Consider the following 14413-nt stretch of genomic DNA (forward strand, 5'->3'; position numbering starts at 1 on the left):
AAAAAAGAAGCCTGAACACGATGGTGCCGCGACCCATGGTGGGAGCCATCCTCTGCCCTTCGAGGGGCAAAGGCGTAGATGGGGGGAGGAGGCGCAGGAAGCCGAGCTACTCTCCCTGGATGCGCGACAGCAGCTCGCCGGCCAATGCGATGGCTTCCTCACGACGCCGAATGTTCTGCTTCTGATACAGGCTGCGGATGTGCGTCTTGACCGTGGTGGGGGCCACCGTGAGCTGCTCGGCGATCTGTTCGTTGGAGAGTCCGGCATGGATCAGACCCAGTATCTGCCACTCGCGGCGGGTCAAGGGCGAGGTGCGGATCAGCTCCGGTACGTCGGGGCGCGAGACGATGTCGTCGATCACCGAGTCGTCGAGCATCAGGCGTACGGCGCGGCCGAACTCGCGCTGGCGCCGGGCCAGGCCCACCAACCGCTCGGCATGGCCTCGGGCCATGGGCTCCAGGGCGTCATCGGCGAGCAGCCGTTCGAGCATCTCGGGCAATACCTGGCCCAGGCGCAGGAAGCTGCCGGTCAGTGCGGTGCGGGTGGCCAGCGCCAGCGCCTGGCGCAAATGCTCCAGGGCTGCTTCGTGTCGGCCTTGCTGCCAGACCAGTGCCGCCAGGCACAGGCGGTTGCGGTTGGCGTCGGTGACGAGCCCCAGGCGCTCGGTCTGGCGCTCGAGCTCGACGAGCAATACTTCGGCTTCGTCGAAGCGGCCGAGCAGTATCATGGCGCGGGCGTGGTTGCGCAGGTTGCACTGGGCGAAGTGGTTGGTGGCCCGTGTCGGATCGCCGGGCGGCGCTTCCTGTAGCCAGCGCGCCACGGCGTCGAGGTCGCCATTGGCTTGCCACCAGGCGAGCAGGGTGGCATGGGCATTGGCCTGCCAGTCGATGTGGTAATCACCCTGCACCAGGATCTTGCGCAGGCGCCGGATATGGTCGGCGCACTGGGCCTGGTCACCGCGCGAGAGCGCTACCTTGGCCAGGCTGATGTGGCACTGCAGGGTCCAGCGCTCGCCCTGCGTATCGAGCACCTCGATACCCTTGAGTGCCGCCTGTTCGGACTCTTCCAGCCGCTGCCACTCCCACAGCAGTTGGCTGCGGATGCGATAGAGGAACTCCGCCACCGGCAGGCGCTCGAGCCCGCTGCGCTCGACATGGGCGATGGCACGCTCCTGCACGTCGAAGGCAGCCTGCAGGCGCCCCTGTGCCACCAGCGTTTCCGACTGGTGGCACAGCGCCCACAGCAGCATCTGGTCGTCGCCGAGGCGGCTTGCTTCACGCTCCACGTTGCGAATGCGTTGCAGTGACTCGTCGAGCTGTCCCTGTACGAAGCGCGCCTCGCCGAGAATCGCCGCGGCGGTAAGCGGCGTGGTGGCCAGGTAGCGGGGTGGCAGGGTCAGCGCCCGCTCGGCGAGCGGTGCTGCCCGCTCGGCGTCGCCCTCGTTGATTGCCAGTTGGGCGCGCAGGGTGGCGAACTCGGCGGCCAGCGTCGCCCACGCGGGCTCCTCGAGCTGCGCCTCGATCCAGTCGATGGCCTGGCGGGTACGATCGAAGTGGTACTGGGCATGGGAGGCCCAGCCGTGCAGCAGGGTCAGTTTGGGCGAGCCGACCAGTCGCGTGTCGCCGAGTGCGGCAAGCCCGCGGGCCAACAGCGAGAAGTGGCCATTGGCCAGCAGGGCGGGGCCCTCCTGCTCGAGCAGTTCGGCCAGCGGCTCGGGTTCTTCGGCCTCGATGGCCTGGGCCAGTGCCAGCGCGGGGTTACCCAGGCGTAGCCAGGCGGTGCTGGCACGCTGGTGCAGCTCGTGCTGCGTGGTCAGGCTGAGTTCGTGGCGGCGATGACGCAGGTAGCCGGCGAACAGCGGGTGGAAACGCAGCCATTGGGAATGGGGCTCGACTCTTTCGATGAACAGGCCGGCCCGGTCCAGCGCCTCCAGGCGTTGGGAGAGCCGTTCGCCCTCCAGCAGTCGGGCCACCAGATTGGGCGAGAAACGCTCCAGCACGCCGAGCTGCAGCAGTAGCTGGTGGTCCTGATCGTCGATGCAGCCTTCGAGCAGCTCGTCGAACCAGGCGACGAAATCTGGGTGGCTGCCGTCGAGGCGCTCGAGCAGGCTGTCGAAAGAGGCACGGGTGGTGGTGCGTTCGATCAGCCAGGCCAGCGCCAGCGGCCACCCTTCGGTGCGGCGCAGGGCACGCTCCAGGCTGACCCGGGTGGGCGGGAAGCTGAGCTGCTCGGCGCACAGCGTCTGGGCCTCCTCCGGGGCGAAGGCCAGCTCGGCCAGGCCGATTTCCTCCAGCTCGCCGCGCAGCCGAAGCTCGGGCAGGCCCAAGGCGGGGCGGGTGCGCGAGGCAAGCGTCAGGGTCAGCCAGGAGGGCTGGTGGCGTAGCCAGTGATGCAAGGCTTCGAGGATTTGCGGATGGCGCAGGTGATGGAAGTCATCGAGTACCAGCCGGCCGGGTTCGGACTGGCGTGGCAGGGCGGCGAGCCAGCCCTCCATGGCCTCGGCCAAGGGGGCAGCGTGCGGCAGCTCGACCGCGAGGCCGAGCTCCCGACACAGGCTGGCCAGGGCTTCACGGAAGTAGCTGGCGAAGCGCGCGGGATCGTCGTCGCGTGGGTCCAGGCGCAGCCAGGCTGCCGGCTGTTCCAACTGCGGCAGGCGCTCGGCCAGCAAGGCGCTCTTGCCATAGCCGGGCGGCGCCTGGACCACCAGCAGGCGTACCCGCTCGGTCAGGGCGAAGCGGTCGTTGAGCCGTTCCCGAGCCACCGCGGTGGCGGGTAGCACGGGCGGGCTGAGCTTTTCCTGAAGCAGGGGCATGGCGAACCGGTGGCCGAACTTTAACGTTTCAGTTTTGCAGTATGCCGGCAGATCCGCTCTGTTTGTGAGCCATTCGACCAAGGATGTAGAGCCGAGGCAAAGGCCGGCCGAGCCGAGTGGCCCGACCGGTGTGCGTGAGAGTAGCCGTTGGTGGTTACAGGCCCAGGCGTTCCTTGACCCGCCCGAAGGCGGCGAGGGCGAACTCCAGGTCGTCGCGGCTCAGGGCGGCGGACATCTGGGTGCGGATGCGCGCGCGGCCCTGGGGTACCACCGGGTAGGAGAAAGCGATCACGTAGACGCCTTCCTTGAGCATCTCCTCGGCGAAGCGGGCGGCAAGGCCAGCGTCGTGCAGCATCACCGGCACGATGGGGTGCTCACCTGGCAGCAGCTCGAAGCCGAGACGCTCGAGGCCCTCGCGGAAGAAGGCCGTGTTCTCCTTGAGGCGGTCGCGCAGCTCGGGGGACTCGGCGGCAAGCTCGATCGCCTTCAGCGCGCCAGCGACCACCGGCGGCGCCACGGTGTTGGAGAACAGATAGGGCCGCGAGCGCTGGCGCAGCAGCTCTATGACTTCGCGCTTGCCGCTGGTGTAGCCGCCGCTGGCGCCGCCCAGGGCCTTGCCCAGGGTGCCGGTGGTGATGTCGATACGGTCCATGCAGCCGCGATATTCGTGGGTGCCGCGGCCGCTCTCGCCGAGGAAACCGGTGGCATGGCAGTCGTCGAAGTGCACCAGGGCATCAAAGCGCTCGGCCAGGTCGCATATCTCGTCGAGCCGAGCGATGTAGCCGTCCATGGAGAACACGCCATCGGTGGTGATTAGCTTGAAGCGTGCACCGTCGCGCTCGGCGGCCTTGAGCTGCTGTTCGAGATCGGCCATGTCGTTGTTACGGTAGCGGTAGCGCCGAGCCTTGCAGAGCCGTACACCGTCGATGATGCTGGCGTGGTTGAGCTCATCGGAGATCACCGCGTCCTCGGCGCCGAGCAGGGTCTCGAACAGCCCGCCGTTGGCATCGAAGCAGGAGGGGTAGAGGATGGTGTCCTCGGTGCCGAGGAAATCGGTCAGGCGCTGCTCGAGCTGCTTGTGCAGACTCTGGGTGCCGCAGATGAAGCGCACCGAGGCCAGGCCGTAGCCCCACTCTTCCAGGCCCGCCTTGGCGGCCGCGTTGACCTCGGGGTGCTGAGCCAGCCCCAGGTAGTTGTTGGCGCACAGGTTGAGCACTTCCTGGCCGGCACTGATGCCGACATGCGCTCCCTGGGGCGTGGTCAGCTGGCGTTCGTGCTTGTACAGTCCGGCCTGTTGAATGGCGTCGAGCTCGCCTTGCAGGTGCTGTCGAAAGGCTGCGTACATGGTCATGGCTCCCAGTTGAGGACGACCTTGCTCGCTTCACCGCTCAGCATGGCATCGAAACCCTGCTGGAATTCGGTGTAGGGCAGGCGGTGGGTGATCACCGGCGAGATGTCGAGGCCGGACTCGATCATCACCGACATCTTGTACCAGGTCTCGTACATCTCGCGGCCGTAGATTCCCTTCAGCGTCAGCATGTTAAAGATCACCGTATTCCAATCTATGGCGATCTCCTCGGTGGGAATGCCGAGCATCGAGACCTTGCCGCCATGGCACATGTTGGCCAGCATGTCGCGAAAGGCGGCAGGGCTGCCGGACATCTCCAGGCCCACGTCGAAGCCTTCGGTCAGCCCCAGCTCGCGCTGCACGTCGGGCAGCGTCTCGTGGCGCACGTCCACGGTGCGGGTGGCGCCGAGACGCTTGGCCAGCTCGAGGCGGCCCGGGTTGAGATCCGTCACTACCACGTGGCGTGCCCCGGCGTGGCGGCACACCGCGGCGGCCATGGCGCCGATGGGACCGGCGCCGGTGATCAGCACGTCCTCACCGAGCAGGTCGAACTGCAGCGCGGTGTGCACGGCGTTGCCCAGGGGGTCGAACAGTGCTGCCACATCCAGATCGATGCCTGGCTTGTGCTCCCATACGTTGGACATTGGCAGGGAGACGTACTCGGCAAAGGCGCCCGGGCGATTCACCCCCACGCCACTGGTGTGGGCGCACAGGTGGCGGCGCCCGGCCAGGCAGTTGCGGCAGCGGCCACACACAACATGGCCCTCGCCGGAGACGATCTGGCCGGGATGGAAGTCATTGACGTTGGAGCCGACCTCGACGATCTCGCCGACGAATTCGTGGCCCACCACCATGGGCACCGGAATGGTCTTCTGGGCCCAACTGTCCCACTTGTAGATGTGCACGTCGGTGCCGCAGATGGCGGTGCGCTTCACCTTGATCAGCACATCGTTAATGCCGACCTGTGGTTCCGGCACTTCGTCCAGCCACAGGCCGGGTGCCGCCTCCTTCTTGATGAGTGCTTTCATTTCTCTACCTTCCTGACTTGTGGTTGGAGGATTCAGGTGAGTGGGCTGCGAGTGGCTTGTGGCAATTCGCAACGAGACGTTTACTATAGAAGAATGAATTCCAGTATTGCAGAACATTTCTTCTATGCAAGAAAAAATTCCTTCATGGTAGAAATCCGTTTGCCATCAGGATGGCCCTCGAACCCAAGCAGCGCCTGGAGATGTCTGGGTCGGTGAGGAGAAGTGTAGGTGGACGATAGAACGATGACCGAGTCGCAGGCGGAAGCCGGAAGTCTCTCCACCCGTGTGATCGAGCTGCGCAAGCGGCGCGGACTCACCCTGGAGCAGTTGGCGGCGGCATCGGGGGTCAGCCGCTCGATGCTCAGCCAGATCGAGCGCGGCAAGGCCAATCCGACCCTGGCGGTGACGCTGCGCATCGCCCAGGCCTTCGACATGAACATCGGCGACCTGGTGGATCAGCCCTGGACGGCTTCGCGCATCGAGGTGGTGCGCGGCAATGATGCCAGCCAGCTGTTTCGCGACGACCACGACTGCCGCATTCGTACGCTCTCGCCGCTGCACATGGAGAAGAATGTCGAGTTCTACGAGATCCGGCTCGCGCCGGGGGCACGCCTGCACAGCGCCGCCCACTTCGAGGGAACCCGGGAATTGCTGACCGTTACCCAGGGGCAGGCGCGGGTTGTGGCAGGAGAGAATCGCTGTGAGCTGAATCCGGGAGATTCGGCGCACTACCATGCCGACCTTGAACACACCATCGAGAACTGCGGCGAGGGGGAGCTGGTGAGCTTTCTCGTCGTGACCTATCAATGAGCGGGCGGGTAATGACCGGCGCGCGAATAACACACGAATCGGGAGAGCGACTTGACGGGGCTGGTGTACTGGCTGGACATGGCGGGTGTGATCGTCTTTGCCCTCTCGGGCGTGATACTCGCCTGTCGCTCACGCATGGATCCGTTCGGTATGCTGGTGCTGGCAGCGGTCACCGGTATCGGCGGTGGTACCCTGCGCGACCTGGTGCTCGGCGTGCGGCCGGTATTCTGGGTCGCCGACCCCACCTATCTATGGGTGATCCTCGCCACCGTGGGCCTGTCGATCGTCGGCTTCCACTACATTCACCGGCTGTCCCGCGTATTTCTGCCGGTGGCCGATGCCTTCGGGCTGGCGCTGTTCACGGTGATCGGCGCGCACAAGGCGCTGCAACTGGGGGCGCCCGGCGTGGTGGCGGTGCTGATGGGACTGTTGACGGGCGTGGCCGGCGGCATGGTACGCGACGTGCTGGCGCGACGCGTACCGATGGTGCTGCGCCAGGAAGTGTATGCCACGGCCTCCATCGCTGGCGGCATTACCTACGTGGGTCTGGGGGCGCTGGGTATACCGGCCGGAGTCGCCATCGGCTTGGCGCTTGCGGTGACGCTGGGCCTGCGCCTGGCGGCCATCCACTGGAAGGTATCGTTGCCCGTGTTCGCCTGGGTCGTGATTCATCCCCCCGCCGAGCCACCGCCGGCTGGCGTCGACTCCCGGGCCGAAGCGGTCGCCGACAACACGGCAGAGAAGAGGGCGGCACGCCCCAAGGTCAGGGTACGCATGATCTCGCCCCGTCAGCGGGACAGAAAAAATGGCTGAAGGCGCCCTGCAATACCGCTTCGCCGGGCGTTGGCTCATCGCTCTCCTGCTGGCGTGGTTGGCCGGCTGCACGACTGTGGTCTCGTCGCCAGCGGAGGATCACCGGGCCGCAGGTCAGGCGATCCAGGCCGTCTATGAGGCGGCCTTGCCCGAGTTACCTCACGACAAGCAGCGTCACTATGCCCAGCGGCTCTACCGCATCAGCGGTGACGCGCGCTATCTCGAATTCCTCGAAGCGCACGGTCGCCTGCTCCTGACCCAGCTCGAGCGTGACATCGCCGGTCTCGAGGAGCCTGGCTATGCGCCGGCTCGCGCCCGAGAGATCGTGGCCAACTATCCGCAGCGTTCTGCCAAGCAAAGGGCGCGCAGGGCCATGCTGGAGGAGTGGGGAGAGATCGCCTTTGGCCGACAGCTGCTGTTTCGCTTGATGCAGGCGGACTACTACGGCCTGCTGGAAGGGTTGCCGGAGCGTCGACAGGCTCTGGACTACCTGGCGAGCCTGGAGTGGCGGCGTTTCCTGACCGACCCCGAGGTCATGCGCATCTATGCCGCCCAGGTGGCGAACCAGGCCTGGTTCCTGCATCAGCTCGGCATCGTCGACCTGCGTGATGAAATGGTCGAGGCATTCCACTCCGTCTATCCCGCGCAGGCAGTGGTGGACTTGGGCGAAGTCGACTACCACAACCGGCTATATGGCATGACCCACATCGTGATTGCCGACAGCCGCTACTATCAGCGCTGGGTGTCGGCCGAGCGGCATGCCTGGATCCTCGATGCCTTTGCTGCCGAGATCGAGCGCATTCTCGACCAGGCTACCGAGGACATCCAGGCCGAGGTGGCACTTGCCTTCCTGCTGACGGGTAACGAAGGCCACCCCGCCGTGCCCCGGATTCGCCAACGCCTGACGGAGTCGGTGGACCCACGGGCCGGAATCATCCCTTCAACGCGGGGCGATACCGACCTGGCGCGAGGCGAGCACCGTAACGTGCTGGCGATCATGGTGCTCACCTGGCCGGGGCAACTGCACCCGGGTCCGAGTCTGTCACGACTGTTCCACCAAGCTGAGCAGGTCGCTATCGGCCAGGGCGTGGGCCAACTGAGTGGCGAGCTGATGCCGAATGTTACGATAGGGTTCGACCAGCTCAGGGTGCATATCCTGCTGGGCAACGACGTTATCGATATAGAAGGCATTGCGCAGGCCATGTAGTTCGATCGTATCGCCGATACGCCTGAAGCGAAAACCCGACATGGCCAGCAGCCGCGGCAAGCGCGACGACATCATGGCGAATATGTGTCGGCGATCGACCAGCTCAACCAGCGCATGGGTAGCCAGAAACAGCGCGATGGTCAGCAATGGGAAGACGCGTCTCTCCTCGGGCGAGAAATCATATGCGAGATTGTTCTTGTCGAGCGTTTCGTGCTTGATCGGGCGGTTACGGAACTCACGTGCCGTGGCGAAGCGTGATATTTCGCAGATCTTGTCGATGGGAAGCCGGTCGGGATGCAGCGTCTTGTGGGTCAGGCTCCGCCCCCCATACTCCTGCAAGGGGAGCCTTATCTTCGAGCGCTGGCAATCGTGGGCAGGCAGGACGAGCCGAAAGCAGCCTGCCGAGACTCCCGATTTGCGGTGCTCCAGCAGGCAGTGCAGGGAGTTCTCGTCGTAGGCATCCAGCTCGAGGGCGGCATTATCCTCGTTTGGAGGGTTGTAACCGATTTCCTGACAGTAGACTCGATATCTCAAACGGTAGACACGACGTCTATCATGATCGTCGTAAGCCAGCTTGAAGACGAAATCTTCACCAAACTGTACGAAGAGCTCGCTCCTGTTGACCGTTCCCTGCGGGGGAAGCCTGCGTGGTCCCATGATGCGCTCCTTGCTGGTTCGTGTTGTAGTAAAAAACCTCTTAGCTGTAAGTTAGTCGTTAGGGCGATAAGGAAAAGTCAAAAGGTGTCGCTTAGTGGCGCTGGCTTTCCAAGATGGTAGCCCTGGCCGTAAGAGATGCCGTAGGAGATGAGAAGAGGGATCAGGGCTTCCTGGTCCACGAACTCGGCGATTGCCAGCTTGCCGAAGCCTGACGCGATGTCGGCAATGGCCTTGACGATGACCTGGCTGTCCGGGTTGGTATTCAGTGTACGAATGAAGGCGCCGTCGATCTTGATGAAGTCGACGGGCAGCTCGCCGAGGTAGTGAAAACTGCTGAAGCCGACGCCGAAGTCGTCGAGGGCGGTGCGGCAACCTATGTCGCGTAGCGCCTGCAGCACCCCACGAGCGCTGGAAAAATCCGTGACGGCAGCCGTCTCGGTGATCTCGAGGATCAAATGATGCGGGTCCGCACCGGTGGCCGATAGTTCTTCCATGAGAAATTGCTTGAGCCCGTCGTCATGCAGGGTCTGGCCCGACAGATTGACGGCAAGGCTGATGCCTTGGGCCTGAACGCGGCTCAAGGCGCGCAAGCTATGGCGTAGCACCCAGCGGTCGATTTGCACGATCTGGCCGCTGCGCTCCGCCACGGGAATGAAGTGAGCAGGTGAAATGAGGGCTCCCTTGGGGCCTCGCATACGCAAGAGCACTTCGTAATGGCGTACGTCGCCATCACTCAGGCGCACGATCGGCTGCGCCATCAGCTCGAATCCCTCTTCGTCGATGGCCTGGCGAATTCGTTCCACCCAGTAGACCCGCTCCTGCAACTCATCCTTGGCGCGCTCGAGCGTCGAGAGCAGATGCCAGCGCTGTGAACCGCTCTCCTTCGCCTTGTACATGGCCAGGTCGGCGTTGGCCATCAGGTCGGCGGGGTTGTCACCATGGGTGGGGAACAGGGCGATGCCGAGGCTCGAAGTTGCCCTGTGGCGCTGGCCGCCGGCATCCAGGCCGGTACTGTCGAGCAGCGGAGTGATTTGTCGGGCAATACTGATGGCTTTCCGGGTGTCGGCGCCCTCCAGCAGTATCGCGAATTCATCGCCGCCCAGGCGCGCAATGGTGCCGCAATGACCGAATTCCTGAAACAGTGTATCGGCCACCATGCGCAGCAGTTGGTCGCCAGTATGGTGGCCGCTGAGCTCGTTGACATCCCTGAAGTGATCGAGATCGAGCAACAGAACAGCGCCGCTGCGTCCTCGCCGCATGACGTTGCCCAATACTTCCTGGAAGTAGCGACGGTTGTACAGCTCCGTCAATGGATCCCGCTCGGCTAGCCAGGTAAGGCGCGCCTCGGCCAGCTTGCGCTCGGTGATATCGAGCCCGACCGAGATTCGTGACGCCCGCGCATCGCTGCGTGAAGCCAGAGGAGCGTGATACCAGGCAATGGTCCGTTGCCGGCCGTCTGCCGTCACCAGGCTGCGCTCTTCCTGAGTCATTTCGTCATCGGTGTCACTGCTTTCCCGAGGAGTGAAGACGCCGTCGAAAGGACGACCTAGCAGCCGTTCTTCTTGCATGGCCAGTGTCGTGAGGGCGTAGTCATTGACCAGTGTGATGCGTCCTTGGGCATCCTGGGTGACGATGAAGACACGTGCGGTATCCAGCAGGCTGCCGACGAAATCACGCTCACGAGCCAGCTCGTCCACTCGTTCGGCAAGTTGAAACCCTCGGGCGGTGACCTCCCGCTCCAGCGTTTCCAACTGATCGGAGAGTGCCAGCGTCGTACCTTCCAGCACGTCGATCTCGTCTTCGAAGCGGCTGTGGGGGGCGGGAATGGCGCTGCGGGTCTCGGCGAAGCCGCCGTGGGCCAAGGCCGGAAGAACGCCAGCCAGCCGGCGCAGCCTGGCCATCGGGCGCAGCAGGATGGCAAGCAGCAACAGCTCGGCTGCCAGCCAGCCACCGATGCCGACCAGCAGCAGATTGCGGGTATTTTCCTGGATGGCTCGAATCTGGGTGCTGATGTCGGCTGCGAGGAGGAAGAAACCGCTGCTGCGCCGGCCATCTTCTGCTTCCATGCGGACTGCGGACAATTCGTAATCGCGACCGCCGTGTTGCAGGCGCAGCGGTGTCTCGAGGATTTGGCCGAGCGTGCCCACTCGGGCGGCCTGCTGCAGTATCGGGAGGTAATGATCCGGGTGCGTCAGCGCAGCCAGGTGGCCGTTCCAGTTAGCCAAGTGTCGCTCGGGAGCCACTTCCGCTTCCTGAGCCCCGGTGATCAGCAGGGCGACATCGCTGCCGGATACCTGTTGGGCCTGGCGGGTCACGTCTGCCAACGAGCGTGACAGTATCACCATGCCGACGCTCCCGCCTCCGACCAGGATGGGCACGGCGGCATATTGCCGGCAATCATTGGCGCAACGCAGTGCTGAGAGCGGATACTCGGTTTCCATTACCTGGCGTATCCAATCCTGAACTGGCCGCTCCTGGTCCGTTTGGCCCTGGCCCCACTCGGCCAATTGGCGGCCCTGGGCGTCGAATACCATGATCTCGTCGATACCGGCTTCCAACTGAAGCGTGGGCCACTGGGATGAGAGCGATCCGACCAGTTGCGTCTGGTCGCCGCTCGCAAGCGCCGGCCCCAGGTCGGGAGAGGCGGCTGCCAGTGCCGCGATCTGTTGCAGGCTTACCTCGGAGCGCTGCAGGGCAAGCTGGATTTCTCGTGCTTCCCGCTGGTTGCTCTCCTTTCGGCTCTCCTCGAACTGACGGGTCAGATTGGCGTGGCCAAGCCAGGTGAACAGTCCCGCCAATACGAGCAGCAGCAGGCTACTCAGAGCGAGCACTCGCCAGGTCAGGCTAAAATAAGGGCGAGGTTCCCGGGATGTGGAAGCGCTCATGCGGGCAATCTCTGACCGATTCGAGTGAAAGGTATGGATCAGAAGCGCAGTGAGAGCTGGAACAGCACCATGTTCCAGCGTCGGCGCGTCTGTGTGGGGTCGGGTTCATCCTGAAGGGGCAGCCAGGCCGTACCATCGATGTGATGATACTCGGCGGCCACCAGCACTCGGGGTGTCACGCTCCATTGCAGGCCCAGAGTTATGTCCTTGGCATACTGGGTATGGGCCGGCCCGCCGCCCATGGCCTCGAAGGCCCGGCCGGAGCGGTCGTCGCGATTGTTGACCAGGCTGTCATAGCGTACCAGCCACTGCCAGTCATCATGGAAGCGCCGCGTATACTGCACGTACCAGCTCTCACCGGTAACGTCAAAATTCATGAACGGGTTGGCGAAGCCGTCCAGCGTCGAGTTTCTCACCGCATACTCGCCAGTCAGACTCCACAACTCGGCGTTGTACTGCAGCGAGAGAATCCAGGGCCGAAAATGGAAGCTGCCATCACTCATGCCGGGGGTGCCGGATTCGAAGCGGGCGCGGGCGCTGGCTGTGCTGAGTGCGGCAACCATGCGGCCTCCATCATGCTCGTAGCGTACCTGGCCGATGGCCGAGCGTCTGGGTTCCAGTGAGCCGGGCGTGTTCTCGAGGCGCATGGTACGCCTGAGATCGTCGCCCGCCTGTATGTCTCCGACGCCGACTTGGGTACGAATGATGCCACCAGTGGGAATGCGCTCTTCGTGATAAACGGTCAGCCCATCGGCAGCAAGCCCGAGTGAGCGGGTGCGGTCGAAGTAGATCGACTGGGGTAACAGGATGCTGGGGCGGGTGAAGGCAACGTCCCGTGTCTGGTTGTAGAAGCCGAAGGGGTTCTTGAAGCGCCCCACTTGAATACCCAGGGTCCGGCGCTGATCGGAGAATGGCTGATAATCGACCACGCCGTAGTCGAGTGCCGGCCGAGCGTCGCTGCCGTCTCCACCGGCCCTTCGGCTGAGTACCTGTGCTGCCACAAGCACGTCATGACGCGGCCGAATCGAGGCATTGGCGCCGATCTCGGTGTATTTGAGGCTGCCTCCGCTGCTGCTGGGCCCGAAGAAGTCGTTGTGATCGGTGATGACGAGCGCCTGGCTGAGAAAGCCATGTACCTGCAAGGTGTCCATGACCCCTTCCGCCAGGGTCGTGGGAGCCCAGGCGAGAGCCAGCGCCAGGAGCACTGGGCGTGAGCGACGGCTACTCCAGGGTAATGACTTGGACTCTCTCATCCAGATACTCCCTTTCCAGATACCCAAGGGCGCCAGGTGTTGTGGCGACGCGTTCCAGCATCTCTGACTGGCTATTGACCTGGCTTGGTGCCTGTCCCGTCCCCGAGAACACCATGCGATCCCAGGCCAGCTGCAGTTGATGGGGGTAAACGGTAAGCCGTTCCTTGGCGAAGCGTGCATGGACGGGATGGGCATTGGGCAATACGAAGACACGAACGGCCTGGCCATCGGGCCAGCTGCGCTGGCGCATGGCAAAGATTGCCCGGGTGGTGTCGCGGGTCAGAAAGGCGTTGGCCACATTCGGGTGAGCGATCAGAACTATCTGTCGCTCCGCGGCCTGCACGGACAAGGGTAGCAATGCCAGCACTAATGGCAGCAGCAACCAGCGTGTCAGTCCAGCCACGCGCCACCGTCCCGAAGACTTTGCAGTGCCGAACCTGCGTGACCCGGAAAAATGGCTCCCAAGCCTGGCTCAACGTAGACGATGGCTGACCAGGACTTTCTGAGCGTATCGATAGTGTTATCCCCCAATCCCTGACTAGCTGGAGCGGTCATGCCCGTTAGGCCATGCTCCCTGATGATTATGTCTCGTACTTTAGCCGTTGGGCGTCGTTGTACAATATACGTATACCACAAGAATGACGAGTGTCGGCAAAGTCGCCAAGGGCCGGGGGGCAGGCCACTCATTGTTAGCACAGCATACTGAATTCAATGGCTTATGTTTTCGCTGTGATGAGCAGGCTGGAAACGGCAGGATCAAGGCGGCGTAGGTGTCGTGTGTGCTCGCCCCGGCTGGAAGTGGCCGCGCCGATGGAAAAAATGGCATTATCGCCAACTTGAGCTATTCCAACCAAGGACAGGCCAGAACACGCATGTTTCTCGACCCTTACCATACGCAAGCGGGCGCGGGCGTTCGTATCTCCGCGCAGCAGGCCAGCGATTTCGCCAAGCGCGTCGCCGGCGACTTCAATCCCATACACGATGCGGGAGCCCGGCGGTTCTGCGTTCCCGGTGACCTGCTGTTCGCCCTGGTGCTGAGCCGGTTCGGTCTCTCGCGGCACATGGACTTTCGTTTTCGCAGCATGGTAGGCGACGGAACCCTGCTGAGCCTGGAACAGAACGCCGCGGGGCAGGTAGAAGTCAGGGACGAAGAGGGCAAGCAGTATCTGGAAGTGAGCCGGGAAGGCGATACCAACCATGAAGTCGCCGCCATCGAAGCCTTCACGCGCTGCTATGTGGCTTTCTCGGGCAAGAACTTCCCCCATGTACTCAAGCCGTTGCTCGAGTCACGAGGGGTGATGTTCAACCCCAAGCGCCCGCTGGTGATCTACGATAGCATGGGCTTTTCACTGGACCGGCTCGACCTGGCCGAGCCTTGCCTGGAGCTGGTCGACTCGAGCCTCGAGGTGAGTGGCAAGCGCGGTGACGTCAAGCTCGAGTTTCGCATCAACGACCGTGGCGAGCCGGTCGGAAGTGGCTCGAAGAAGCTGGTCGTCAGCGGCCTGAGCGACTACGACGCCGCCGCGATGGACGACATCGTAGCCGAGTTCTATCGCTTGAAGTCGGCTTACGAGGCCACCAGCTGAGGAGCCTCCTGGCG

Annotated in this window: 10 protein-coding genes and 1 pseudogene; 4 read left to right on the forward strand and 7 right to left on the reverse strand. The window is 63.7% G+C overall.

The window, feature by feature from the left end:
- Positions 1–106 precede the first annotated feature (106 nt).
- From malT to tdh, 3 genes are all read right to left on the reverse strand, one after another.
- Positions 107–2812, reverse strand: coding sequence for an HTH-type transcriptional regulator MalT (gene malT / locus SPH52_RS14660; protein ID WP_411795775.1), 2706 nt, complete (start codon positions 2810–2812; stop codon positions 107–109).
- Positions 2813–2966: 154 nt separating this feature from the next.
- Positions 2967–4157 (reverse strand): glycine C-acetyltransferase, encoded by a 1191-nt coding sequence (kbl, locus tag SPH52_RS14665; RefSeq protein WP_411795776.1) that lies wholly within the window; start codon positions 4155–4157, stop codon positions 2967–2969.
- A 2-nt stretch (positions 4158–4159) separates the two neighbouring features.
- Positions 4160–5188 carry an L-threonine 3-dehydrogenase gene (tdh, locus tag SPH52_RS14670; RefSeq protein WP_411795777.1) on the reverse strand — a complete coding sequence of 343 codons (1029 nt, stop codon included), beginning with the start codon at positions 5186–5188 and terminating at the stop codon, positions 4160–4162.
- 228 nt (positions 5189–5416) lie between these two features.
- Here tdh and SPH52_RS14675 point away from each other — a divergent pair, with 228 nt between their 5' ends.
- The 3 genes from SPH52_RS14675 to SPH52_RS14685 are packed head-to-tail and all read left to right on the forward strand — an operon-like array spanning position 5417 to position 8018.
- The gene (locus SPH52_RS14675) at positions 5417–5998 is read left to right on the forward strand and encodes a helix-turn-helix domain-containing protein (RefSeq protein WP_411795778.1); all 582 of its coding nucleotides are present in this window, start codon (positions 5417–5419) and stop codon (positions 5996–5998) included.
- Positions 5999–6049: 51 nt separating this feature from the next.
- Positions 6050–6811 (forward strand): trimeric intracellular cation channel family protein, encoded by a 762-nt coding sequence (locus SPH52_RS14680; RefSeq protein ID WP_411795779.1) that lies wholly within the window; start codon positions 6050–6052, stop codon positions 6809–6811.
- Positions 6804–8018, forward strand: coding sequence for a DUF3541 domain-containing protein (locus tag SPH52_RS14685; RefSeq protein ID WP_411795780.1), 1215 nt, complete (start codon positions 6804–6806; stop codon positions 8016–8018). Before SPH52_RS14680 ends, SPH52_RS14685 begins: the two co-directional genes overlap by 8 nt.
- Here SPH52_RS14685 and SPH52_RS14690 read toward each other — a convergent pair.
- The 4 genes and pseudogenes from SPH52_RS14690 to SPH52_RS14705 form a co-directional block, all read right to left on the reverse strand.
- Positions 7980–8675: pseudogene (locus SPH52_RS14690) on the reverse strand (PEP-CTERM/exosortase system-associated acyltransferase); the annotation flags it as partial. The gene SPH52_RS14685 and the pseudogene SPH52_RS14690 overlap by 39 nt on opposite strands.
- A gap of 77 nt (positions 8676–8752) precedes the next feature.
- Positions 8753–11560 (reverse strand): EAL domain-containing protein, encoded by a 2808-nt coding sequence (locus tag SPH52_RS14695; RefSeq protein WP_411795781.1) that lies wholly within the window; start codon positions 11558–11560, stop codon positions 8753–8755.
- A gap of 38 nt (positions 11561–11598) precedes the next feature.
- On the reverse strand, positions 11599–12813 hold the full coding sequence (locus SPH52_RS14700) for a hypothetical protein (RefSeq protein ID WP_411795782.1): 1215 nt from the start codon (positions 12811–12813) through the stop codon (positions 11599–11601).
- Positions 12782–13216, reverse strand: a complete 435-nt coding sequence (locus tag SPH52_RS14705; RefSeq protein WP_411795783.1) for a hypothetical protein — start codon at positions 13214–13216, stop codon at positions 12782–12784. The genes SPH52_RS14700 and SPH52_RS14705 overlap by 32 nt, the downstream gene beginning before the upstream one ends.
- 469 nt (positions 13217–13685) lie before the next feature.
- Here SPH52_RS14705 and SPH52_RS14710 point away from each other — a divergent pair, with 469 nt between their 5' ends.
- Positions 13686–14399, forward strand: a complete 714-nt coding sequence (locus SPH52_RS14710) for a DUF3581 domain-containing protein (RefSeq protein ID WP_411795784.1) — start codon at positions 13686–13688, stop codon at positions 14397–14399.
- Positions 14400–14413 lie beyond the last annotated feature (14 nt).

Source organism: Halomonas sp. A29, from assembly GCF_046723295.1.
Classification (GTDB): Bacteria; Pseudomonadota; Gammaproteobacteria; order Pseudomonadales; family Halomonadaceae; genus Halomonas.